The sequence below is a fragment of the Desulfogranum japonicum DSM 18378 genome, from assembly GCF_000429945.1.
Classification (GTDB): Bacteria; Desulfobacterota; Desulfobulbia; order Desulfobulbales; family Desulfobulbaceae; genus Desulfogranum; species Desulfogranum japonicum.
Genome location: NZ_AUCV01000054.1, coordinates 13,873 through 36,858, shown reverse-complemented (window position 1 = coordinate 36,858; position 22,986 = coordinate 13,873). Strand labels below are relative to the sequence as shown.

At 45.6% G+C, this 22,986-nt stretch carries 18 protein-coding genes and 3 pseudogenes; 14 read left to right on the top strand and 7 right to left on the bottom strand.

Annotation, left to right across the window (positions count from 1 at the left end):
* The 7 genes and pseudogenes from G493_RS34075 to G493_RS33090 all read left to right on the top strand — a co-directional run.
* Positions 1-229 (top strand): annotated as a pseudogene (locus tag G493_RS34075) (IS1634 family transposase); the annotation flags it as partial.
* A gap of 383 nt (positions 230-612) precedes the next feature.
* Positions 613-1,965: a tetratricopeptide repeat protein gene (locus tag G493_RS0119545; RefSeq protein ID WP_028581751.1), complete on the top strand. Its 1,353-nt coding sequence runs from the start codon at positions 613-615 to the stop codon at positions 1,963-1,965.
* Positions 1,962-2,552 (top strand): plasmid pRiA4b ORF-3 family protein, encoded by a 591-nt coding sequence (locus tag G493_RS0119540; protein ID WP_028581750.1) that lies wholly within the window; start codon positions 1,962-1,964, stop codon positions 2,550-2,552. Before G493_RS0119545 ends, G493_RS0119540 begins: the two co-directional genes overlap by 4 nt.
* Positions 2,549-3,350, top strand: a pseudogene (gene rhuM, locus G493_RS34870) (RhuM family protein). The gene G493_RS0119540 and the pseudogene rhuM overlap by 4 nt, the downstream one beginning before the upstream one ends.
* Positions 3,351-3,510: 160 nt before the next feature.
* Positions 3,511-3,981: a hypothetical protein gene (locus tag G493_RS0119530; protein WP_028581749.1), complete on the top strand. Its 471-nt coding sequence runs from the start codon at positions 3,511-3,513 to the stop codon at positions 3,979-3,981.
* A 5-nt stretch (positions 3,982-3,986) separates the two neighbouring features.
* Positions 3,987-4,106 (top strand): DUF6880 family protein, encoded by a 120-nt coding sequence (locus G493_RS34865; RefSeq protein WP_408608817.1) that lies wholly within the window; start codon positions 3,987-3,989, stop codon positions 4,104-4,106.
* Between the two features lie 158 nt (positions 4,107-4,264).
* Positions 4,265-4,480: pseudogene (locus G493_RS33090) on the top strand (cell filamentation protein Fic); the annotation flags it as partial.
* Between the two features lie 212 nt (positions 4,481-4,692).
* Here the strand turns inward: G493_RS33090 and cobT are convergent.
* The 4 genes from cobT to G493_RS35010 are packed head-to-tail and all read right to left on the bottom strand — an operon-like array spanning position 4,693 to position 8,362.
* Positions 4,693-6,786 (bottom strand): nicotinate-nucleotide--dimethylbenzimidazole phosphoribosyltransferase, encoded by a 2,094-nt coding sequence (gene cobT, locus G493_RS32520; protein WP_028581748.1) that lies wholly within the window; start codon positions 6,784-6,786, stop codon positions 4,693-4,695.
* Positions 6,783-6,995, bottom strand: coding sequence for a hypothetical protein (locus tag G493_RS0119505; protein ID WP_028581747.1), 213 nt, complete (start codon positions 6,993-6,995; stop codon positions 6,783-6,785). The genes cobT and G493_RS0119505 overlap by 4 nt, the downstream gene beginning before the upstream one ends.
* Positions 6,992-8,101, bottom strand: a complete 1,110-nt coding sequence (gene trpD / locus G493_RS0119500; protein WP_028581746.1) for an anthranilate phosphoribosyltransferase — start codon at positions 8,099-8,101, stop codon at positions 6,992-6,994. Before trpD ends, G493_RS0119505 begins: the two co-directional genes overlap by 4 nt.
* A 33-nt stretch (positions 8,102-8,134) precedes the next feature.
* On the bottom strand, positions 8,135-8,362 hold the full coding sequence (locus G493_RS35010) for a hypothetical protein (RefSeq protein WP_028581745.1): 228 nt from the start codon (positions 8,360-8,362) through the stop codon (positions 8,135-8,137).
* Between the two features lie 958 nt (positions 8,363-9,320).
* Here G493_RS35010 and G493_RS0119480 point away from each other — a divergent pair.
* From G493_RS0119480 to nrfD, 4 genes are all read left to right on the top strand, one after another.
* Positions 9,321-10,421: a hydrogenase small subunit gene (locus G493_RS0119480; RefSeq protein ID WP_051309612.1), complete on the top strand. Its 1,101-nt coding sequence runs from the start codon at positions 9,321-9,323 to the stop codon at positions 10,419-10,421.
* A 25-nt stretch (positions 10,422-10,446) separates the two neighbouring features.
* Positions 10,447-11,442: a hydrogenase 2 operon protein HybA gene (gene hybA, locus G493_RS30235; protein WP_051309609.1), complete on the top strand. Its 996-nt coding sequence runs from the start codon at positions 10,447-10,449 to the stop codon at positions 11,440-11,442.
* An 83-nt stretch (positions 11,443-11,525) separates the two neighbouring features.
* Positions 11,526-13,226, top strand: a complete 1,701-nt coding sequence (locus G493_RS0119470) for a nickel-dependent hydrogenase large subunit (RefSeq protein ID WP_028581743.1) — start codon at positions 11,526-11,528, stop codon at positions 13,224-13,226.
* 80 nt (positions 13,227-13,306) lie between these two features.
* Positions 13,307-14,431, top strand: coding sequence for an NrfD/PsrC family molybdoenzyme membrane anchor subunit (nrfD, locus tag G493_RS0119465; RefSeq protein WP_028581742.1), 1,125 nt, complete (start codon positions 13,307-13,309; stop codon positions 14,429-14,431).
* 41 nt (positions 14,432-14,472) lie between these two features.
* Here the strand turns inward: nrfD and G493_RS0119460 are convergent, their stop codons facing one another.
* The 3 genes from G493_RS0119460 to G493_RS0119450 are packed head-to-tail and all read right to left on the bottom strand — an operon-like array spanning position 14,473 to position 17,524.
* Positions 14,473-15,336, bottom strand: a complete 864-nt coding sequence (locus G493_RS0119460) for a hypothetical protein (RefSeq protein WP_153306596.1) — start codon at positions 15,334-15,336, stop codon at positions 14,473-14,475.
* Between the two features lie 5 nt (positions 15,337-15,341).
* Positions 15,342-15,728 (bottom strand): hypothetical protein, encoded by a 387-nt coding sequence (locus tag G493_RS33870; protein ID WP_035275251.1) that lies wholly within the window; start codon positions 15,726-15,728, stop codon positions 15,342-15,344.
* Positions 15,725-17,524 (bottom strand): radical SAM protein, encoded by a 1,800-nt coding sequence (locus tag G493_RS0119450; protein ID WP_028581740.1) that lies wholly within the window; start codon positions 17,522-17,524, stop codon positions 15,725-15,727. Before G493_RS0119450 ends, G493_RS33870 begins: the two co-directional genes overlap by 4 nt.
* Before the next feature lie 422 nt (positions 17,525-17,946).
* Here G493_RS0119450 and G493_RS0119445 point away from each other — a divergent pair, with 422 nt between their 5' ends.
* From G493_RS0119445 to G493_RS33085, 3 genes are all read left to right on the top strand, one after another.
* Entirely contained in the window at positions 17,947-18,669 is a 723-nt protein-coding gene (locus G493_RS0119445; RefSeq protein ID WP_028581739.1) for an SIMPL domain-containing protein, read from the top strand.
* 262 nt (positions 18,670-18,931) lie between these two features.
* A complete protein-coding gene (locus tag G493_RS0119440; RefSeq protein WP_028581738.1) occupies positions 18,932-19,615 on the top strand; it encodes a metal-dependent hydrolase in 684 nt (227 codons plus the stop codon).
* A gap of 489 nt (positions 19,616-20,104) precedes the next feature.
* Positions 20,105-22,927 (top strand): cache domain-containing protein, encoded by a 2,823-nt coding sequence (locus G493_RS33085; RefSeq protein ID WP_084813673.1) that lies wholly within the window; start codon positions 20,105-20,107, stop codon positions 22,925-22,927.
* Positions 22,928-22,986: the final 59 nt, after the last annotated feature.

Genomic DNA, 22,986 nt, shown 5'->3' with positions numbered 1-22,986 from the left:
TGTTCATCTGATTCGACTAACGTTGAAAAAGGCAGGTATTGTGAGTAACTGGGCAAGCATACGTCAGATTCTTTCTACCCAGTGCAGAATGACAATTTCAATGAAGTGTAAGAACGGCAGTACAGTGCACGTGAGAAAAAGTAGCCGCCCGGATGCATCCCAACAGGAAATTTTGTCAGCTCTTGGAGTGCAAAATCTACCAGGTAAGCAGGTGAAGACAACAATATGAATAAAAAGTAACTGCTCACAGAATAAGAAAAAAAGTAGTGCCATAACGGCACATGCTGAACCGGTAAATATCTGTATTTACGATAAATTGTGATCCAGCGTCACGAACTTGGGCTAATTCAAAAAGTGAAATACGTGCATGAATCGGTATCTACAAGGCTATTACATAACTCCGAAAAGTCCATTTATGGCAAACAGTTTTGAGAATTTCAAACCTGTTTTCAACCAGCATTGAAAAACCTGTTTATTGAACGGATGGATGAGAGCGAAGGTACTTTATCAGGCTTATGAAAGAGGATTATTTCAGAAATATTGCGGCAATTTATCTGGTAAAAGCCGTGTACAGCCAAGTTAAAGAAACAAGGATTTAAGGCAGGAAATGAAATGGAGAGTAATCGCAAACAAAAGTTAGTCGATCTGGGGCCTGATGCTTTGGCTGATGCTTTATTAAGCCTTGCCGTTCATTCTGATAAGGCCGATGACCTGATTGAACGACTGATTGTCACCCCAAAGGAAAATGTTCACCGTTTCAAGCAGAAGCTTTCGAGCCTGAAACAATCAAAACGGTTTATTGATTGGCGTGGTGCCCACGATTTTGCCCGCGAGCTTGAAATGCTGTTGCAGGATTTGAAAGCCGGTGTGGATGATGCTGTTACCGGAGTAGAGTTGGTTGCCTCCTTTTACGAAGCCGACAGCGCCATTTTTGAGATGTGCGATGACTCCAGTGGGGAGATCGGCGATGTGTTCCACTATAATGCCAAAGAGCTTTTTGTGGATTATGCTTCGCGTTGTGACGACAAAGAGAAAATTGCTGATATTATCCTGGAAATAAATAAAAAGGATGACTACGCCATTAGGAATACCTTGATTGATTGTGCCGGTGAATGTCTGCCGAAACCTGTTATCCGTACAATGATTGCCACGCTTCAGAAGTGGGTCGGCAAAGAAAAAAAAGAACACGATAAGCGCCACCATTTACGCTCTATTGAATCCCTGGCTCGGCAGATCAAGGATGCTCAGCTCTTTGAAAAAACTCGCATTACATCATTAGGGAAGCTGTCTACAACAGCGTTGATTGATATTGCCCAGGTCTGCCTGGAAAGTGGAGATGTTGAAACTGCCCATTCTTGGCTGAAGAAAATTCCGGATGGCGAAACCTATCAGGCATACGAGCGGGATCAACTGCTGGAGGAGATCTACCAGGAGCAGGGCGATTCAGAAAAATTGACGGAGCTTCTGTACCAAAATTTCAGATCCTATCATTCCATAGACACCCTGCAGGCGCTTCTGGATGTCATCGGTCATGACAAGCGGGATGATGTTATCAACGATGAAATCCGGCAGATCCTGAAATCCGACAGACTCGAGGAATTGGATGCGGAATTCCTGATTGCCGTGGGAAAGATTGATGAAGCCGAAAACTATCTCCTGGAGCGTGCTGACCAGTTTAATGGTAACCATTACGACAGTCTGGTCTCTCTGGCAGAAGCGATGGAGTCAGAACGCCGCCACCTTGTCACTAGTCTGATGTACCGCAGTCTGCTTATCTCTATTCTGGAACGTGGCTACAGCAAAGCATATCCCCATGGTATTCGGTATCTGAAAAAATTGGATGAACTGGCGGTAAGTATCACTGACTGGAAAGAATGTAATCATCATGAAGCTTTCAAAGCGCAGATCATTGAGGCACATGGTCGCAAACGAAGCTTCTGGTCAAAATATGAGGTAAAGAAATGAGCGAACGATTGTATCTGCTGAAAATACAGCTACTTAATGTTGAACCGGCAATCTGGCGTCGTTTTGTAGTGCCCGCCAGCATCACACTGGACCGGCTGCACGATGTCATCCAGATTGTCATGGGCTGGACCGACAGCCACCTGCACGAATTTACCATCGGGAATAAACGATACACGGAATACCCTGAATCGAAAGAAGACGGGCTGGCCTGCGGCAGATACCGTCTTGGAGATCTGATCAAGCAGAAAGGCCGCAGCTTCCGTTATCTGTATGATTTAGGGGACAGCTGGGAGCATGAGCTTGCTCTCGAAGAAAACCGCTATTTCAATCCGGAGCTAAGAACGAAGCTGGCCTGCCTTGAAGGCGAACGGGCCTGCCCACCTGAAGATGTTGGTGGCGTACTCGGTTACTTTGAATTCTGCAACGCCCTGAAGGACCCGAGCCATGAAGAGCACGAAAGTTACATGGAATGGTCCGGCGGCGACTTTGACAGCGAGCAATTTAATTCAGACTCGGTGAACTGGGAACTGATGAAATACCTCCGCTGGTCCCGGGACAGGTATCAAAACTGGGGAGGTGTGGAATGAAAAAAGATAAAGACAAACAGCTTCAGAAGGCCGGGAAAAAAGAAACTGCCCTTATCCATTCTTCGGCGGCGGAATACCTGACCTTTGTTGCAGCCGCTGGTAGTTCGGAAACCAGTGTGGAAATGCGCTATGAAGACGAGAATATCTGGTTGACACAGAAGATGATGGCAACCCTGTATGATGTTACGGTTCCAGCTGTCAATCAGCACCTGAAGCGCATTTATTCTGATAACGAGCTGACCCGAGAGGCAACTATTAAGAAATACTTAATAGTTCAAACCGAGGGAAACAGGCAGGTGAAACGTGAGATGGATCATTACAGTTTACAGGCCATTATCGCCGTGGGCTTCAAAATCGAAAATGAACGTGCCGTACAGTTCAGCGGCTGAGGTTATCTTAGATCGCGTAGACCACCAAAAAGAGAACATGGAGCTGACCAGCTGGGAAGGAGCTCCAAAAGGAAAAATCCATAAATACGATGTTTCCATTGCCAAGAATTACTTTTCGGAATTTGAACTTGGACAGATGCAGCGAATCGTGTCGGCCTATCTGGACATGGCAGAAATGCAGGCTATGCGGAAAATTCCTATGACCATGGCTGACTGGGAAGAACGTTTAGGAGGGTTCCTGAAACTCTGGGATAGAGAGATTCTGCAAGACGCCGGAAAGGTGACCGCAGAGCTGGCAAAGGCTCATGCTGAAACCGAATTTGAGAAGTACCGCATTGTTCAGGATCGGCTCTTTGAAAGCGACTTCGACCTATTGCTCAAACAGATTGAACACAAAGGTGAGGAATGACCGGTCAGTTTTGCAACAAAGTATCACCACATCGAGCTGTGACAAAACTATGACAACTGCTGTGACACAGAGGAAAGAGTAAAAGATATAGCCGGTTATGCGGGACTCCGTTTCGGTGAGATCTTGGAATGAAAATAGAACACCTTAACGGAGATGAATCATGATCAAGGAGACCTACAACAAATTTAAAGCCATCATCAAAGGCGTTTCTGATGACACGACCAAGGATCTTCTCCTGAACCTGCAAAAGTCGCTGGAGTACTGCATGGAGGAAAATTCTGTTTTACGGGAGGTCCTCCGGGATGATTTCCACTGCAAACAGGTTAAACTCTCAAGCCAGCAGAAAAAGCGCCTGTCTCAAAAGGCAATCTCCCTGGATAAACATGCTTTGGAAGACGTTGCTGGAATATTCAAGCCGGAAACCATTCTTGGCTGGCACCGAAATCTGGTTGGCCAGAAGTATGACAGCTCAAAAAGCTCACCGGAAAACAAGCGTGGTCCCAAACCAGTCCCACAGGAATACGTCGATGCCATCCTGAAATTTGCAAAGCGGAATCCATCATGGGGCTATAAACGCATTGCCTCCACCATGGAGTATCTGGGAATGAAGGTTTCCGTATTCGGTATCTGAAAAAATTGGATGAACTGGCGGTAAGTATCACTGACTGGAAAGAATGTAATCATCACGAAGCTTTCAAAGAGCAACTCATGCAGGCCCATGGTCGAAAAAGGAGCTTCTGGTCAAGATATGAGTGAAGAAGTGAACAAACGATTGTATCTGCCGAAAATACAGCTGCTTGAGGGAGTTGATTAAATACCGCCGCTGGTCCCGGTACAGGTATCAAAACTGGGAGGCGTTGAATGAAGAAGGATGAAAATAAACAACTTCAAAAGCAGGAAAAAAAGAGAGAGTCATCATTCGATTCTCAGCAGCCGCATATCTGGCATATGTTGCAGCCACCGACAAGGGTGGCATTTAAGCCGTCTACGTGGAGGAAAATATTTGGCTGACCCAGAAAATGATGGGGAGTCTTTACGATGTTAAAACCCACCCCGTCAATTACCACCTGAAAAAGGTTTTTTCAGACAGTGAGTTGGAAGAAGATGCAGTTATTCGAAATGTTCGAATTTAGGGTCGCGGAAAATAAAAAATATCCAAAAATTGCGTAGGATATAGGTTTGGTAACGTCGTCGTGTCAATGGTTCCATACTGGCCGTATTGTTGAGCCGTTGACGCGACGACGTTACCGAGTTGAGAGACAAGCAATATTGAATAATTTGTTTTTTCCGTGACCCTTAATATCTTGGAGCGTATAAAGAGTGATAATTTTCAAGCGTAGAGTTACTGCTTTCGTGTAATTCCGGCCTCCTCAAAAGTAGCCATCTCGCACATGGTGCGGCAGGCCAGCTCTGCGAGGTCTATGGCAATGGCTGCTCCTGTGCCCTCTCCAAGGCGCATATCCAGGTCAAGCAGAGGGGCGATTCCCATATGCTGCAGTGCCGTCCGTTGCCCAATCTCAACTGAGCGATGCCCTGCAAGAAGATAATGACTTACTGTGTCTGAAAAGAGTGTGGCAACAAGTCCTGCAGCGGTTGAAATATAGCCGTCAAGCACCACGGCAACACCCATTTCCGCTGCTTTGAGTATGGCTCCGCACATTCCGGCTATTTCATAACCACCCACCAGAGACAAAAGGGCAATGGGGTCGTCCTTTGGAGGATGATGCAGGGCCATGCTTCGTTCAAGGACTTCCACTTTTCGTTTTAATCCCTCATCATCAACCCCTGTTCCCCTGCCTGCCAGTTCTCTTACAGGTGTACCGGTAACTGCAGAAATGATAGCTGTTGCCGAAGTGGTATTGCCAATTCCCATTTCTCCTATACCGACAATTGAGCAATCCTGCCCTGCTACCTGTATAAAAGCTTCCATGCCAGCCTCAAGGGCACGATTTACTTTTGAGATGGTCATGGCAGGTTGCAGGGAAAAGTTTTCTGTGCCATAGCCGACTTTTTTTACAAGGAGATCCGGATGGGGTGAAATATCTGTTTTTACACCCATGTCTATGATTTTGAGGCCAATATCATAGGTCTTGCAAAAAATATTGATAGCAGCTCCGTGATTGAGAAAATTGTTGACCATCTCAGCTGTTACCTTGGCAGGATAGGCTGAGACACCTTCTTCAACAATGCCATGATCACCGGCAAAAACCAGCATACTCTTGTTGTGTATTTGGGGCGTGAGGGTGTGCTGAATGCAGCAAAGGCGTACTGCCAGCCCCTCGAGTCTGCCAAGGGCGCCAAGGGGTTTGGTTTTATCGTCAATTTTTCGTTGCGCTTGCTCATGTATTCCATCATCACGATAGGAGAGAGCAGCAACTGTGCAGGCAACTGTCTCGGAGACATGTTGGCTGGAAGAAGACGCCTTTTTATGGACAGGGGCCTGTTGTTGTGTTGTAGCGGGAGCATTGGTGAAATCGATGATATATTTCAAGGCGTTGCCCGCATGCACTTTTGTAAGGGCCTGTTCAACTTCCTCAGGGCCAACGACGCTCTCGATGAGCATGGCAAGGCGTTCCTCTTCTTGAGCACAGAAGGTCAGGGCATCTTGAACATCTTTCTTGAGGGGGCCGTAGGAGCCGATCAGGTCGATTTCTTTATAGTGGAAAAGGTTAACGATATTGCTTTCAAGCTCCATGTTTTTTTTGAGTCCAGAAAAGAAGAGCAGCGCTCCAGCTTTTTTGATTTTGGCCAGGAGCTCGCTGAACGCAATATGACTGTCGCAGCAATTGATACCAATGTCAAAGTTGCTGCTGGTAGTGCGTTTGCAGGTGGTATAGCCTACTGATTGGGTAAAAGGAGCCGTGTGGGCAATCTTCTCTTCGTTTTTTTCAACAACTGTGACGTCAGCACCTCGGAGTGTACAGACCAGGGCCGTAATGCAGCCAAGTACCCCACCACCATAAATGAGAACCCGCTTGCCCTCCATATGGTGATGCGTTCTCAGGCAGTGAAATACACAGGCAACTGGTTCTGCAAATGTGAGGACCTGTAAATTTTCGATGCTTGGAGCCGGTAAGAGCGAATTTTCAGGCAGGAAGGCTTCATCGGCGTATCCTCCGTCGTCATGGAAGCCGATGATTTTCATGGATTCACAAAGATTTTCTCTGCCATCCAGACAAAACTGACATTTTCCGCAAGATTGTCCTGGCCATAATCCATACAGGCAACCATCTGTTTCATCCAAGCCTATCAGTTCATGGCCAGGGACGCGAGGGAGGATGAGGTCGCGATGGCCATCAGCCCACATTTTAGCATCGGTACGACAAATTCCTGTAAAGAGAACACGAAGTCTTTTATAGCCGGCAGGCGTTGTTTCCGGCAGGATGTCTTCAACGATTTCCAGATGCTTTCGCTGTTTCAGCAGAAGTTTTTTCATGGTTGAAAGGGCTTTTCAGTAATAGTAAGCAAACGGATTTCAGTCAGCGGCAGGTCTGTATTCTGCAGAAGGGCCTGTTTTTCTTGTATTTCATTTAGACGATCAAGGGCAAATACAGAGGCTTTGTTCATGGGGCAGAGTTCGTACCCGTTATCCGTAAACCGTATGTACTCTTCGCCATTTTTGAGAATAAGGAGTTGTGTTGTCATACCCGCTCCATGTGCACCTGGAGTTGCTGCAAACTCTGTTCGGGGTCTCGGCTTTGCACAGTGACCCATTGCTTCAATTTTTCCATGGCCTTTCCAGAAGCAAGGAGTTCTTTGGCCATGTGCACACCGCTCTGTATAGAGTCGGCCTTTCCGGCTATGAAAAAGAGCAGGCCGCTGTTAAGTAGAACGATATCTTCAGCACCACCTTTCTCTCTTCCTGCCAGGAGACGGATAAGATGTTCTGCACTGGTTGCTGCTGAGTCCTTTGCAGAGATCTCTTCGCTGGAGTGGCATTGCAGTCCCGCAGATTCCGGAGTGAAATCCATCGCAGTGATGGTGCCATTATCAAGCAGGTAGCCGTAGGTCGTACCGCAGACGGATGCCTCATCTATGCCAAAATCCGTGTCCTGTATGCTGCCGTAAACAACCAGGGCTCGGGAGTAACCGATTTCCCGCATCACTTCGGCCACCGGCAGCAGCATCTCCCGGCTGTAGACACCTCGCACCGCCATTTTGGGCTTGGCCGGGTTGGCAAGGGAGGCTGCAATGTTGAGAGGTGATCCAAAGCAGATCTGTGAGAGGATGCGTCCCAGTGCCTGTGGATGGACGTGTGGACTCATGCCGTTGAACAAACCTAGACCGGTTGTGCGGATGCTCTTTGCTACGATTTCTACGGGGCATTCCACATCGACTCCAAGATTTTCAGCAATATCAACGGTGCCGCATTTTGAAGAAATAGCCCTGGCCCCATGGCGTGATACGTGTAATCCACCAGCAGCACCGATCAGGGAAGATGCCGTGCTGACATTAAAGGTTTTGAAAGTATCCATCCCTGTACCACAGTTGTCGATAAGAGGAAGTTCCTGATCGAAAACCACTTTATTGGTGTCACGTTCAAATATTGCCTGCCAGCCGCCGGCTATCTCTTCAGCGGTTTCTTTTTTTGCTGTGAGTGCGGCAAGAAAAGCTCCCTGCTGCATTTCACTGACTTCGTTGTTCAATACCTGTTGAAAAGCGTGATAGGCAACATCTCTGCTGAGTGAGTTACCATTGATGAGTTGGCTGATAACAGCTCCAAAAGCACGATTTTTATCCTGCATAGTCATGTAATCTGAAAGTATGAGTAACAAAGATATCTGTTAAGGACGGATTTTCACTGTATTTGAAAGCCGTTCAGTAGCCTGCCCAGCAATGGCTTGCACAATACAGAGAATTCCGGTGGGTAACTCTGGGAAGAGACGTGCCGTGTAATCGGGCAGGCTTTCTGGCTCATGAAGTATCACTGGTCGGCAACCTTCCCGGTGCCCCAGTGGTTTGAACATATGTTCACGGTACCCATCGGCCTTCCAGGACTTCAAATACAGCAATGACTGGCTCGTGGCGGATGTTCACACGCCTTTCCTCTTAGGGGTACGGAAAAAATAAATTATCCAATCTTGCTTGTCTCTCAACTCGGTAACGTCATCGCGTCAAAGGCTCAATACGGCCAGTATGGAACCATTGATGTGACGACGTTACCAAACCGATATCCTATGCAATTTTTGGATATTTATCATTTTCCGCGACCCTTATTTTTCACTGCATCTGTATCTGCAATGGTTGTTTCTCCGGATTCAGATGCAGGATAAATCACCCAATGCGTATCGAATATACAATGCTCTGCCCTGCTTTTCAAAGGGTTCATAGGGTAGAGTGGAAAATATACAGAAGAAACATTTGCTGAATAAATCTTCAACGTGTTGTGCCTTCGATGTGCACATTTGTTTCAGGCGGGTCGTGGTTACAGGGATGTATTTTATTATATTATTTTGGTTTGTTGCCACAGCGTGGCACCAGTCGTTCTGTGGGCGTAATTTTTGGCTTTTTTGTCTGTTTTTTCTATGGTGTTATATTTTCGTAGTTTTTAGCTCGTCTTTGTGTGCGAGTTGTGCAAAATGGAAAAATAGCTTGATTGTGTTGTAACTTCTTAATACCATGATGTTAGTAGGAACTTTTCTGTCGGAAGTGCTTGAGACCTGAATTCCGCATGAGTGTACTGTGCAGAAGTTTTGTACCACGGACAATGCTTGTTGAATTTGTGAACAGTGCCACTGCAGGTATATTTTTTGTTTTTCAACAAGTCATGGGAAGTACGGGGGAGCCTGTGAAAAGAGAGGAGAAGTTTTTTATAGGCACTAACTGAGTACTCGTCCGCCTTGTTATTTGCAGTTGATCGGCCCCTGCAGGGGTACGGTTGTCCTCTGCAGGTCGTACGTATTGCTTGAGCGATGGTGTTGTTTCGCTGATGTAATACTGTTTCATTTGAACTGACCAAGGAGGTAGCTGATGGTGTCAAAGGGAAAGAGCGGCGAACGACGATGGGGCGAAGTCACACGCAGGGATTTCGTTAAGTTTTGTACCGGAGTTGCTGCAACCATGGGACTGCCCATGAGTGTAGTGCCAAAAATGGCGAAGGCTGTAACTTCTCCGCAACGGCCACCGGTCATCTGGCTTTCTGGTCAGGAATGTACAGGCTGTGTTGAATCTCTGTTGCGAACCAACCATCCTACCATTGATAACCTTATCTTTGATCTTATATCTCTTGAATATTCAGAAACGCTGAATGCCGGTGCAGGGCATCAAGCCGAGCATCATCGTGAGAAGTCCATTGAGGCCAACAAAGGCAAGTTTGTTCTTGTGGTTGATGGTGCCATTCCTGTTAAGGATGGAGGCGTATATTGCCAGATAGCCGGCAAACCTGTCCTGGATATTCTCAAAGAAACAGCCCCCCTTGCCGGTGCGGTCATAGCGATAGGTTCTTGTGCTTCCTGGGGTGGTGTAGCAGCAGCTTCTCCAAATCCAACCGGTGCGACTCCTGTGCATAAGATTTTGGAAGAGCATGGGATTTCAGTTGTAAATATTCCTGGGTGTCCACCCAATCCATATAATTTTCTTTCCACAGTTATTCATTTTCTAACCTTTGGCAAACTCCCCGCCCTTGATGCCAAGGGAAGGCCGCTGTTTGCTTATGATCGTCGTATTCATGAGAACTGTGAACGTAGACCTCATTTTGATGCCGGACGATTTGCAGAACAGTTTGGTGATGAAAGCCATCGCAAGGGATATTGCCTGTATAAACTGGGTTGTAAAGGCCCTGAAACGTTTAATAATTGCTCAACTCTGCATTTTGGTGATGTTTCCTCAACCGGGTGCTGGCCTGTCGCAACTGGTGCGCCCTGTTTTGGGTGTTCAGAGGAAAATGTCGGTTTTTCCAGCCCTCTCTTTTCCAAGGCCCGGGTCAGTTTTCCCACTCCACCACGGCAGTTTACTGAGGCTGTGCCTGAGAAAGGAGGTGGAGCTAAGAGTTTTGCCTATGGTGTAGCCGGTGTTGCGGTAGGTGCTACAGCTGTTGCCCTTGCCAATCTCCGTGGCAAGGATGAAGAGTGAACCTTCAACGCGGGAGTTGAGTTGCATGGCTATCAATAGAAGGGATTTTCTGAAATTTTCCGCTGGCACAGGGCTGATGCTGGCTGCGGAAGCCAATGTGGGAAACAGGGCTGATGCGAAAGAATTGCCCCGGGATGCTGTGGGGATTCTTTACGACGCAACACTCTGTATCGGTTGCATGTCTTGTATGGTCAACTGTAAAAAGGCGAATTCAGAGCCTGGGGGAGCGCTCTACCATAGGGAGACTGCGGGCAAAATTCCCTATGAATATGAAGGAGAAGAAAAGAAATATGACGCTCCGACTGGTCTTTCAGCGGATACCCTCTGCGTGATTAAGGCATATAGAGAAAACTCAGATGCTCAAGGGGGAGTATTTTCATTTATCAAGCAGCATTGTCTCCATTGTGTGAATCCTGCCTGCGTGTCGGTATGTCCTGTGGCTGCTCTGCAAAAGGATCCGGACTCGGGAATCGTCACCTATAATAAAAACAGATGTTTTGGCTGCAGATACTGTCAGGTGGCCTGTCCTTTTGGTATTCCCATGTATGAGTGGGAGAAGGCGTCTCCGTCTGTAGTAAAATGCCAACTGTGTAACCATCGCTATGCCCAGGGCAGTTATTCGGCATGCTGTGAAGCCTGTCCGACAGGCGCTTCACTCTTTGGTAAAGTGAAAGATTTGCGAGAGGAAGCAGCGCGGCGTCTGGCTCTGAAACCTGGCGATACCTATGCCTATCCGGTTAACCACATTGAACATGGCAAGACAACGGAACAAGTTGTACCAGAGTATGTTGACCATATTTACGGCCTGGATGAAGCAGGAGGCACCCAATACATGTTTCTGGCCGGTGTGGAATTCGATAAACTTGGATTTAATCCACGTATTACCAATCAGATTTATCCCGAATATACATGGAGTTATGTCAGTCATGTGCCCCAGTTGATCGGGGCCTTGCTTGTGGCCGGTACTGCATGTCGGATTGTAACCCAGAAACTGGATAAGGAAAAAGACAGGGATAAGTAACATACCGCGTCGGTGGAGAGTGCATACGCATATAACCTGCAGGGATCAAGTGCCTTGCAAGGAGCTCGTAAAGGAGAGATAGTATGGCCAAAAAAATTACCATAGATCCCGTAACCAGAATCGAGGGACATCTGCGAATTGATTGCGAAGTGGATAATGGCAAGGTGGTGAATGCCTGGTCTTCCGGGCAGATGTGGCGCGGCATCGAGATTATTTTAAAGGGCAGGGATCCACGGGATGCCTGGGCATATACACAGCGGATCTGCGGTGTGTGTACCACGGTGCATGCCATGGCTTCGGTCAGAGCTGTTGAAGATGCACTGGATTTGGAAATACCTGTGAATGCCCACTATATCAGAAATTTGATTATGGCAGGGCATGGTATTCATGATCATATAGTGCATTTCTATCAACTCTGTGCATTGGACTGGGTGGATATTGTTTCTGCCACCAAAGCCGATGCGCTGGCTGCAGCCAAACTTGGGCAGCAGCTTTCCGGATGGAAGCGGAACAGTGTGCAGGAAATCAAAGGTGTACAGGATCGGCTGAAGAAATTTGTTGCCAGCGGTCAGTTGGGAATTTTTGCCAGCGGCTACTGGGGACATCCTGCAATGAAACTTTCTCCTGAAGTAAACCTGCTGGCTGCAACACATTATCTACAGGCTCTTGAATATCAACGAAAAATTAACCAGGTAGTGGCAATCCTGGGAAGCAAAACCCCCCATGTACAGAATCTTGCAGTGGGCGGAGTGACTAATCCGATTAACCCGGACAGCCCATCCACACTGACCCTGGAGAAGCTCTTCAATATTAAAACACTGATTGATGAAGTCGGAGATTTTATCAAACAGGCCATGTTTACCGATATGGCGGCCGTGGGGGCAAACTATGCTGACTGGACCGGGTATGGCGCAGGAGTGCTGAACTACTTTTCTGTACCGGATATGCCCATGGATTCCAAGGGAACCATGTATGACCTGCCGGGAGGTTATATTCCGAACGGGGATGTGAGCAAGTTTGAGTCAATAGCCACCCACAGGGAAAACACGCTGTACGACGACATTAAGGAGAGCATAAAACATGCATGGTATGATGGTGAATGGAATCGCTCACCCTTTGAAGAGGACACTGAGCCCAACTATACCGGATATGATTATGAGAGTAAGTATTCATGGGTCAAGGCCCCGACTTATAGGGATAAACCTGCACAAGTTGGCCCGTTAGCCAATGTGCTGGCTATGTATCTTGCTGGCCATGGTCCAACCAAAGGCTATGTCGATGCGGCACTGCAGACAGTGAGTAAGCTTGCCGGAACCTCTGTGGGCATTGATGCGCTGCATTCAACCATCGGCAGAATCGCGGCAAGGGTTATCCGCTGTGCCGTGCTCTACGATACCATGGGTGTACAGTGGCAGGCCTTGATTGATAATATCGGCAAAGGTGATATGGCCACCTTTAATCCACCTGTATTCCCTTCCGGGGAACAGCGTGGTGTCGGTTTTCATGAAGCTCCCAGGGGAACCCTTTCCCACTGGATCGTGATCGAGAATGGGAAAATAAAAAATTACCAGGCAGTTGTGCCGTCTACCTGGAACGCCGGGCCACGAAACGATGGCGATGAACTCGGTCCCTATGAGGCATCCCTGCTAGGTAACCCCATTGCTGACGCAGAATTGCCCCTTGAGGTGCTGCGTACAGTGCATTCCTTTGATCCATGCCTGGCATGTGCCATTCATCTGGTGGATGGGAAGAATATTCCCCTTTCAAAGGTCAAAGTCTTGTAACCGCATTCGGGATGGAATCTTCCTCTGTGGATGCTGGTTTATTGATCTTCCACGCAATTTTGCATGTGAGGTGAAAGAAAATGGAATCAAATCCTGCAATAAAGACCTGGACACCTGCAACCATTGTTATGATGCTCCTGATCATTTTTGGAGTGGGGGTTGGTGTATACCGAATGATAAACGGCCTGGGAGCAACTACCAACCTGAATGATGTGTATCCATGGGGATTCTGGCTGGGGCTGGATGTGCTTGGTGGTGTGGCCATGGCCGCCGGTGGTTTTATTATCGCCTGTGCCGTGTACCTGTTTAACTGGAAAAAATATCGCCCCATTGTTCGGCCAGCTATTCTCACGGCCTTTCTGGGGTATCTCATGGCGGTACTGGCCTTGTTTCTTGATATTGGTCATCCTTTTCGTCTATGGCATCCTTCCATAATGTGGCAGTATCATTCGGTCATGTGGGTTGTTGCCATGCATGTGATTTTTTACACCACAACATTGGGGCTTGAATTCAGTCCCATGCTGTTTGAGCGTCTTGGTTGGGAAAAGGCACGCAGGGCTGTAGGGAAAATAATGATTGGGGCGGTTATTTTTGGGGTAATGCTTTCCACCCTGCATCAATCGTCACTGGGTGCGGTGTTTTTGATCGCTCCAAGCAAGATGTCGTCACTTTGGTGGGATACGAAACTGCCCTTTCATTTTCTTGTTTCTGCGGTTGCCATGGGGCTTTCAATGGTGAGCTTTGAGACTGCTTTAAGCCAGAAGTTTTTACATCACAAAGTCGACAAGGAAATCTATTTTGGGTTGGCCAGGGGAGTAATGATTGTCCTGGGGTTTTATCTGTGCCTCAAATTATATCAACTCTTTGCTGTGGCAAGCCCGGGCATGGCATTCGATGGCTCTGTTGAAGGAAATATGTACCTTCTGGAGATGCTCGTGGGAGTGATTTTACCTCTTTGTATTCTGGCTGTGAAAAAGTATCGTCAGAACACGAGGGTTATTTTTTCTGTTAATGTTCTGGTAATTGTCGGGGTACTGCTGAATAGGATGAATGTTTGCCTGTTCAGCATGGAGAGTTACAACACTTGGAGAGGGATGTCTTATTCCCCATCATGGAAAGAGTTTGTGGTATCTCTCGGAGTTGTCTCCATAGGCGTTTTTCTGTATAAAATGTCTGCCAAGCATTTACCCTTATTTACCCATTGATATTTGGAGCAAAGACATGGGGGGCCTTGTGCTCCCTCATGTTATCCCTGGTGACCTGTTGTAGAGATGTATAGAAGCAGAATCGCGTTAATAACAAGCATCCAGGCATCGAGGCGTTTTATCGTCGCCATATTCATCGCTTCACCAACAATTTCTTTTACCAGTTGGGCGCCGCGAGTGCGTTTTACCTTGCTGATGATAAACGAGGGGTATGAATGCAGACCGCTGGGCACAATGAAGAGCCGACCATCGGTAAACCTGGTGAGTTTGCCTTGAGCCATTATGCTGTCGCCATTGCAGGCATAAGATTCATATACCTGATATTTTTTATATTTGCTTTTTTCAGATTGAATGATCTGGGCAGGACATTTTTCCCTGGTTTTTTCATAGGTCCGTAATTGCATCCATTTTTGTGGGAAATCTGTTGTCCGTACATAGACAGGCTGATCCTGTACCAAAATTTTCAGTTCATCTGCAGAAGAATCCTTCAGCAGTGGCTTGCGTTGGGTTTCCATCCCGCGGTTCGGTTTCCTCTTTTTGGTTTCCCACTCAGCAAATATTTCAGAGCGGTAATACGCGCATGGTTCTCCTTTGAGAGGCGAAACATGAATGTTTTCACCAAGCAACGTTCCCTGTACGCTGACATAACAATCAATCTTGTCGGGGCTGAAGGCGGCTGGATGCTGTGCCATTTTTATTCTGGTTCGATACGTGGATATGCGTGAGAACTGACGCCAGGCATAACAGATCAGTATCACCACAATGAGATATGGGAAAAATCCTGCAACAGGCCCCTTGGTATGATAATACCCTTCGAATTTTTGCCAGACAAAGAGCGTAAGAAGTACCGTTGCTACACTATGTATGAAGATTCTGCCAAGGATCGTGGTCAGGTACCTTTTCATTCCATTCATCCGTTATTGTTATTATTACCGTTATTATTGTTGTTGTTATTATTATTGTTGTTATTGCTTCCACCGGGGATTATCCCTCCACTACCTTTGGCAACGCCGGAATCCGGTCCAAGATAGTATTCCGCTTCCAGTTGGGTTATCTTTTCACCGTCAAAACGCAGATAATTCGCTCCGTTTTTGCTGCGCATGGATTCCACCATGAGCAGGCCGGAAGTTGTAAACAGATACAATGAGTTATTGCGAAACAGAACATATGGATATTCTGTGGCGTGGTCAGTAAAGTGTGTCTGGATGATCTGTCTGGCATTGTCAGCGTTCTTGATGCCGGTCTGGGTGAGATACACTCGTAATTTATTATCGTGCAGGACGGTTTCTGTATTCATACTGATGTATTCCTGTTCCAAAAGAATTCAATATTATGGAAAGGCAGGTTAATTGCCTGGATGTGGTAGAACGCGTTCTTTTTTTGCTTGGTGTAATGATATTCCCGGAGCGCCTTGGTTGTAAAAAAAAGGTTGTTTTTTATCCCATCCAGATACCAGTATGAATGATTGATGAGTATCTGGGAAATATCAAACAGGAAATAGCCGTCTACCTCTTCTGAGGCGCTCAGAAAGATATTTCTATACACGGAATAATCAAAAATATGTTCCTGCTTGGTACGCTGCTCATCACCGTACTTGACAGTGGTATCACGGAGCAGCATGAGATGCAGGTAGTTGTTTATCTCGTCGTTACAGGCCAGGCTGAAAATATCGTTTCGCACTCCAAGTATAACCTGACTGTTGCTGTCCAGTACCTCGATATCTGCCTCATTTTTTAGGATGGCTGATCGCAGGCGGTAGTTCACGTCATTGACGTTGAGTAAAAAAAGGCCGTCACCATAGATATCCTGTAACACCGTGTCCCGTTGGATGATTTCACTGAGCCAGTTTTCTTTTTCATTCAACTCAGGGGTAAGAAAACGCTGCTTTTGGGTATGCACCTTGTGAAGTTTTTGCAGGTTGTTTCTCAGCAGGAAATGTCGTGCATAGTTCTCTATCTCCGCCGCAGCCATGGAAGGGTAGCGATCAGGATTGTCGTGGTATAATTCTCTCTGCAACAGGCATGTATAACTTTTTTGCAGATTGGTTTCCTGCCGAACAAAGGTACAGCCCAGGTTACAGAGATGCAGGTATTCACAGATCATGCAGGTATCAGCGATGAACAAGAGATTTTCGTTACGTTCGATAGTGTTTTCACCATTGTGCATAATGGTTTCTATGTCTTCTTCGTATATATTGCCGTAACAGTACTGCTTTGATGATTGGCCGCGGGGACAGCTGAAAACGCTTCCATCGGATTGGAGGAGAAAGAATTTATCTCCGCAGTTAACGGAAGAACAACAGAAGTCAGGTGTAAACTCTTTAAACCATTCATTTTTAAAGGCGTTTTCCAGGGGAGTTCGTAAAAAAGCCTGTTTCAGTGCATGGTAAAAATCTACCTGTTCCAGCTGGGTCAGCATCTCGGTGCCTGGGACCTGGTTGTGAAATTTGTCATTGTTTTTATGGGAATGAAACCCAAACATGACGTTAAAACGGCTCATATCCAGTCCAATGTCGTAATGCAGGTATTTAATGGCATCAATGAATTCGTCCACCGCCTCGAGATGGGCTCGGGTTACAACGCAGGAAATTTTTTTGTTATATGGATACGCTGCCAGGGCTTGAAGATTTTCCAGGGTGCGTTGCAGAGTACTGTTGCCGCCTTTGTCGCGGCGAAACCGTTCGTGCAGGCGTAATGGCAGGTCCACGCTGCCGCTGATTGAGACCTGGTGTTTGACAAGTACATCCCAGTGCTTTTGAAATGTTAGCAGGTTGGTTTTAATGTGCGGTGGATTGACTCGAAATCCCTGAGCATGTATCTGACTGCCATATTGGGAATAGTGCTTTGCGGCCGTATGAAACAGGCTGTCAAGGACTTCGGAGGAAAGGGTGGTTACCTCTCCGCCATGGAAAGAGAGGTTAAAGGGGAGGTATCCATGCAACAAAAGTTGTTCCAGTGCTGTATGCAGTGTACCTAATATTGTTGTGGTATCAGGTTGTGTTTCTGTTAAATCCCCTAAATAACAGTACTGACAACTCATGTTGCAAAACTGGGTTGGCACATACAGGAGGTGGATGAGTTTTTTAAATTCCATAACACTGTGAATGGAGGACGGGACTTATCCTCTCCCTGGAATGAGTGAGTAAGTACATTCTCGATGTACAGTTAGGGAAATAGGTTACAGGTACTACCATGGATTTTTCACGATCATATCTTCAAGCTGTTCAAAACTTTATTGCAGACATATGTGTAGTAGTATGGGAATATAGTGTTGAATAGAATGCAAAAACTGGGGAAAAGATCATTGATGGATAGGTATTGCCAAGCTCTTTAAAACCATTTCCAAGTCTTATTTTTGTTGGTTTTTTGTAATTGTTTTGTGAAAGTACGTCTCGCTGCTCAATATAAAGGTAGAAATATTATACTATAGTGGCAATGAATATTTCAAATCTGTTTGTATCACACAATATTTCATTTCCTGTATAAGGAGGCATTGGCCTTTTCGAGGGGGTAAAAATGAACACATCGATAAGCACAAAGGGAGCTTCGATATTGGGTATTTCCATTGTTCTTGGCGCGATAGCGCTGGGGTCTTTTTTTACCAATGGAATTGTTGCATTCAAAGAGTATGATCGTACAGTTGTTGTCAAAGGTCTGGCAGAAAGAGAGGTGCCTGCCAATATCGTTATCTGGCCGGTCAGCTATAGTGTTGCAGAAAACGATATTGCATCTCTTTATACAAAAATGGAAGGGAATGCTCAAAAAATTACACAGTATCTGCTTGATCATGGTTTGTCCAAAGAGGAAATCACCAACAATGTACCAACGGTTACAGACAAATTAGCACAACAATATTCAAACAACGGGGCCGTTGATTATCGCTTCACAGCTTCCCAGACAATAACCGTATACAGTGAGAAGGTTGAGGTAGTACGAAAGTTGATGAGTTCAGTTTCTGAGTTGGGGAAAATGGGAATTGTTCTTGCTGGAGGAGGTTATGATAAAAAGCCGGATTATGTTTTTACCGGATTGAATGATCTCAAACCTGAGATGATAGAGGAAGCTACCAAAAAAGCACGACAGGTGGCAGAGAAATTCGCAGCAGATTCAGAAAGCCGTCTAGGAACAATTAAAAGAGCTTCTCAGGGACAGTTCAGCATCCGTAACAGAGACAGCAGTACAGCGCATATAAAACAGGTTCGAGTTGTCTCTACCATTGAGTACTACCTGGTAAATTAATTTGTGGAAAAAGAGAGGTGTTAAAGGCGCATCTGCTCGGCATTCCAGGGCCATATGAAATAAGAACTACATATATTTTTTAGAGGAATTCGTGTAACTACTCATAAGGGGAACAAATACATGTGAAACTCCCCTGTATTTGTAACTGGTTATAGGATGCCTGAGATTTCCGCAATCAGGCCGGCACAGCGTATTGGATTATACCTGAGCTGAACGTTGTAATATTTTGACTGCTAATTGTAAGAAACTACAGGAGGATATTATGAGTATTCAAGTAACGTGGTTGAGTCATAGTGCCTTTCTCATTGAAGCGGCAGGAAGCAGAATTCTTATAGATCCATTTCTTTCGGGAAATCCACTAAGCCCGGTAAAGCCAGAAGAGATCGAGGCAGATTATATTCTTGTCTCTCACGGGCATGGTGATCATATAGGAGACACTATAGAAATAGCTAAACGAACAGGCGCAACGGTCATAGCCAACTTTGAAATCAGCAACTGGCTGGGTGCTCAAGGAGTGGAAAAAGTGCATCCCCAGCATATAGGTGGTGGCTTTGATTATCCCTGGGGACGGGTAAAGTTGACCATTGCTCATCATGGCTCGCAGTTGCCTGATGGCTCTTATGGCGGGAACCCCTGCGGTTTTTTATTCTATATTGAAGATAAAAAAATCTATCATGCCTGTGATACCGGATTGTTCTACGACATGAAACTCATCGGGGAGGAAGGCATTGACCTGGCCATTTTACCTATAGGCGATAATTTCACCATGGGGCCTGAAGACGCACTGCGAGCCGTGAAGCTGATTGAACCCAAACAGGTTATTCCCATTCACTACAACACCTTTGATGTTATTCATCAGGATGCTGAGCAATGGGCAGGAACGGTTAAGCAGGAAACAGGAACTACCGTGCACGTTTTACAGCCCAATGAGTCAATTGCCCTGTAAATCTTTGATTTCCTGTGAATGAGTTGCTTGTCTTTCAACTCGGTAACGTCGTCGTGTCAATGGCTCAATACGGCCAGTATGGAACCATTGACGCGACGACGTTATCAAACTGATATCCTACGCAATTTTTGGATATTTATTATTTCCCGCGATCCTAAAAGAGAATCTCAAGCTTACCCTTTCCCCCTGTGAGTAGTTACCTTATCTTTTGTGTAACCTGTTGTGTTTAACACTATTTTGATAGTGCTATCTGCTTCTTGATTTACCAGGTGTTCACACATTTGGTAATGATTATTTTCTTAAAATGTTCAGAGCTCAAATCTTTTCACTGCCAGGAACATTGTATTTATTCATAACTCCATTTTTTGTGATAAGCTACTATAAAGCAGTTTATAGGGAAGATGGGTCTATACGTCAGTTTTGTCTTTGTTTTGGTAGTTATGCTATTTTCCAGAAAATCATTTTTTCTCGTCACATCAGCATACAAGCATGAAACAAAAAACTCAGCTAAGTCGGTATATTCAGATTTGGGGTACGGTTTTTATTGTAGGGGTTGCTGTATGCATTACTGCAGTCGATGTTGCGCGTTCCTACAAAGATTTTTATGGGCGTTCTGCTCAGTTACGAGACGATTACATTACCAACCAGAAAGCAAATATCAAGCAAGAGGTTGAGCGGGTTGCTCAATTGATTTCGTATCAAAAATCACAAACTGAGTTGGTAACCAGGCAAATGATCAGGTTGAGAACCTACGAGGCTTTCTCAATTGCACAACATATTTTTGAGCAGAATAAACTGTCGTATCGTAAAGATGAGATTCATGGAATGATTGTAGATGCCCTCCGGCCTGTCCGCTATGCAGATGACAGCGGGTATTATTTTGTCACAGGCCTGGATGGGGTGGAGATCCTCTTTGCTGACAAACCCGAGATAGAGGGGAGAAATCTTCTAGGGGTACGGGATGTCAAAGGGAAGTATGTTGTTAAAGATATAATACAAATTGCAAAGACTTATGGGGAGGGCTTCTGTGAATATTACTGGACCAAGCCAAAATCCCAGGGAGGTAATTTCAAAAAGATATCTTTTGTTAAGCTTTTTAAGCCATATCAATGGGTAATTGGTACAGGGTTGTATGTCAATGACATTGAAGAGCAGATACAGGCGGATTTGCTCTCAACCATCAGCAGAATTCGATTTGGAAAAGAGGGCTATATATTCGTCAATAAACTTAATGGTGATGCCCTTGTATCCAATGGAAAAGTATTTTCAGGTACGGAAAAACTGTGGGAGGTATTTGCTGCCAATCCGGAAAAAATGAAAAATATTTTCCAGAAAGAGTACGATGCTGCAATGCAACCTGGGGGAGATTATATCTATTATTCCCATGTCAAGCTTACTTCCTCTGAAAAAGAGACTCCTAAAGCTTCTTATATTCTCGGAATTCCAGAATGGGGATGGCTTATTGGCGCTGGCTTCTACCTGGATGATGTGGAAAAAGATATTGCGGGTATGCAGGTTGCCTTGAAAACTGAAATAACAAGAAAGATTCTGTTTTCCCTGCTGATTTCCATGGGGGTCTTTTCTCTCTTTCTTTTTTTCTTCCATCGCTTGAGTAAGAATCTTAAAAACGATACAGACGTACTTGTGTCATTTTTTCAAAAAGCTTCTTTTTCCCATGAAAAAATAGATCGAGAGCTGGTCCATTTCGAGGAGTTGGATCGTATGGCTGAAAGTGTCAATATCATGCTGGAGGATAGGGATACGGCAGAGAAAGCGTTACAGAAGAGTGAGCAGCGTTTTAAAGATCTTGCTGAAAATTCTACGGATTGGATCTGGGAATTTGACGAGAATGAAAGGTTTACCTATGTGAGTCCTCGTGTAAAGAATTTGTTGGGATATTCGCCGGAAGAACTTCTAGGTCAGTCGGCTTTTGAACCAATGACTTCAAAGGAAGCTGAGAAAGTCTTTAAAAAGTTTATTCTTTATAAGGAGTTACGAGAGCCTTTTGCCAATCTGGTGAACGAAAATCTGCATAAGGATGGTCGGAAAGTAATTCTGGAGTCCAGCGGAATTCCTGTTTTTGATAGAAATGGTGATTTCCGGGGATACCGCGGTATTGATCGAGATATCACAGAAAGAATAGAGATTGAAGAGCAACTCCGCCAAGCTCATAAAATGGAAGCAGTTGGGACCTTGGCTGGAGGTATTGCCCATGATTTTAATAATATTTTAACTGCGATAATTGGTTATGCAGAACTTGCCCAGATTGAGTCGCCTCAATCTGCCGAGATGACGGAATGTATAGATGAAATCTTAAAGGCAAGTAAGAGGGCAAAAGAACTTGTCCGGCATATTTTATCCTTCAGTCGCAAGGAACCCGGAAAACAGATTCCGGTGCAAATCGACCAGATTGTAACAGAGGTTATCCAGCTTCTTCGGGCCACAATCCCTGCAAGCATCGAAATCTGCACGGAGATCGATGCTGGTTGTGGACAAATTTTAGCTGATCCGACCCAGGTTCATCAAATTGTCCTGAACCTTTGCACAAACGCCTGTCAGGCTATTGACGGTCCTAACGGAAGACTGCAGGTCAAACTGAGCAGGCTGGATTTACCTGAAAATATCTTGATAACAACTCCCGAAAGGGTGGAGTTGCCAGGTGGTTCCTATGTTGTGTTGACTGTTAGCGACAATGGCCCTGGTATTGAAGGTAACGTCATTCATAAGATATTTGATCCCTATTTTACCACGAAAGATGCCGGAAAAGGGTCTGGTATGGGGTTAGCAATGGTCCATGGGTTTGTGAAATCATTTAACGGTGTTATCGAAGTGGAGAGCACAGTGGGCATCGGCTCTCATTTCCATGTCTATTTCCCCTACCTTGATTCCGACACCCAGATAGGTGTTCAAGATAAGGTACAACATTTGGAAAAAGCGACGGGCAAAGAGCGTGTTCTTGTGGTGGATGATGAACGGGAAATAGTTGCCTTAACCCAAAAGAAACTCGAGCTGTTGGGATATACTGTCACTGTCTGCACCCAGGCACAACAGGCCATTGACCTGTTTTATTCAAAGCCAGATGCATTTGATCTTGTTATCACAGATCAATCCATGCCTAAAATGACAGGAGAACAGCTGGTCAGGAAAATATTGGAAATCCGCTCTGATATACCCATTATTATGTGTACTGGTTATAGCGCCGAAATGGACGCGGAAAAAGCTGCAATGATGGGGATACAGACTTTTCTCATGAAACCTGTAGATTATGCTGAACTGGCAAGATCCGTTCGTGATGCTCTGGATGCAGAATGATGGTCAGAGCGTGTGAGTTCTGCAGGATCAAGTAATGTTGCTTTCTCAGCCCCTTAAAT

What these genes read in the sequence shown, in the direction of transcription:
- G493_RS0119545 (WP_028581751.1), top strand. Translation starts at nt 613, where the DNA reads ATGGAGAGTAATCGCAAACAAAAGTTAGTCGATCTGGGGCCTGATGCT.
- hybA (WP_051309609.1), top strand. Translation starts at nt 10,447, where the DNA reads ATGGCTATCAATAGAAGGGATTTTCTGAAATTTTCCGCTGGCACAGGG.
- G493_RS0119530 (WP_028581749.1), top strand. Translation starts at nt 3,511, where the DNA reads ATGATCAAGGAGACCTACAACAAATTTAAAGCCATCATCAAAGGCGTT.
- cobT (WP_028581748.1), bottom strand. Translation starts at nt 6,786, where the DNA reads ATGAAAAAACTTCTGCTGAAACAGCGAAAGCATCTGGAAATCGTTGAA.
- G493_RS0119440 (WP_028581738.1), top strand. Translation starts at nt 18,932, where the DNA reads ATGAGTATTCAAGTAACGTGGTTGAGTCATAGTGCCTTTCTCATTGAA.
- G493_RS33870 (WP_035275251.1), bottom strand. Translation starts at nt 15,728, where the DNA reads ATGAATACAGAAACCGTCCTGCACGATAATAAATTACGAGTGTATCTC.
- trpD (WP_028581746.1), bottom strand. Translation starts at nt 8,101, where the DNA reads ATGACTATGCAGGATAAAAATCGTGCTTTTGGAGCTGTTATCAGCCAA.
- G493_RS0119480 (WP_051309612.1), top strand. Translation starts at nt 9,321, where the DNA reads ATGGTGTCAAAGGGAAAGAGCGGCGAACGACGATGGGGCGAAGTCACA.
- G493_RS0119505 (WP_028581747.1), bottom strand. Translation starts at nt 6,995, where the DNA reads ATGACAACACAACTCCTTATTCTCAAAAATGGCGAAGAGTACATACGG.
- G493_RS0119445 (WP_028581739.1), top strand. Translation starts at nt 17,947, where the DNA reads ATGAACACATCGATAAGCACAAAGGGAGCTTCGATATTGGGTATTTCC.
- G493_RS0119450 (WP_028581740.1), bottom strand. Translation starts at nt 17,524, where the DNA reads ATGGAATTTAAAAAACTCATCCACCTCCTGTATGTGCCAACCCAGTTT.
- G493_RS33085 (WP_084813673.1), top strand. Translation starts at nt 20,105, where the DNA reads ATGAAACAAAAAACTCAGCTAAGTCGGTATATTCAGATTTGGGGTACG.
- nrfD (WP_028581742.1), top strand. Translation starts at nt 13,307, where the DNA reads ATGGAATCAAATCCTGCAATAAAGACCTGGACACCTGCAACCATTGTT.
- G493_RS0119460 (WP_153306596.1), bottom strand. Translation starts at nt 15,336, where the DNA reads ATGAAAAGGTACCTGACCACGATCCTTGGCAGAATCTTCATACATAGT.
- G493_RS0119470 (WP_028581743.1), top strand. Translation starts at nt 11,526, where the DNA reads ATGGCCAAAAAAATTACCATAGATCCCGTAACCAGAATCGAGGGACAT.
- G493_RS0119540 (WP_028581750.1), top strand. Translation starts at nt 1,962, where the DNA reads ATGAGCGAACGATTGTATCTGCTGAAAATACAGCTACTTAATGTTGAA.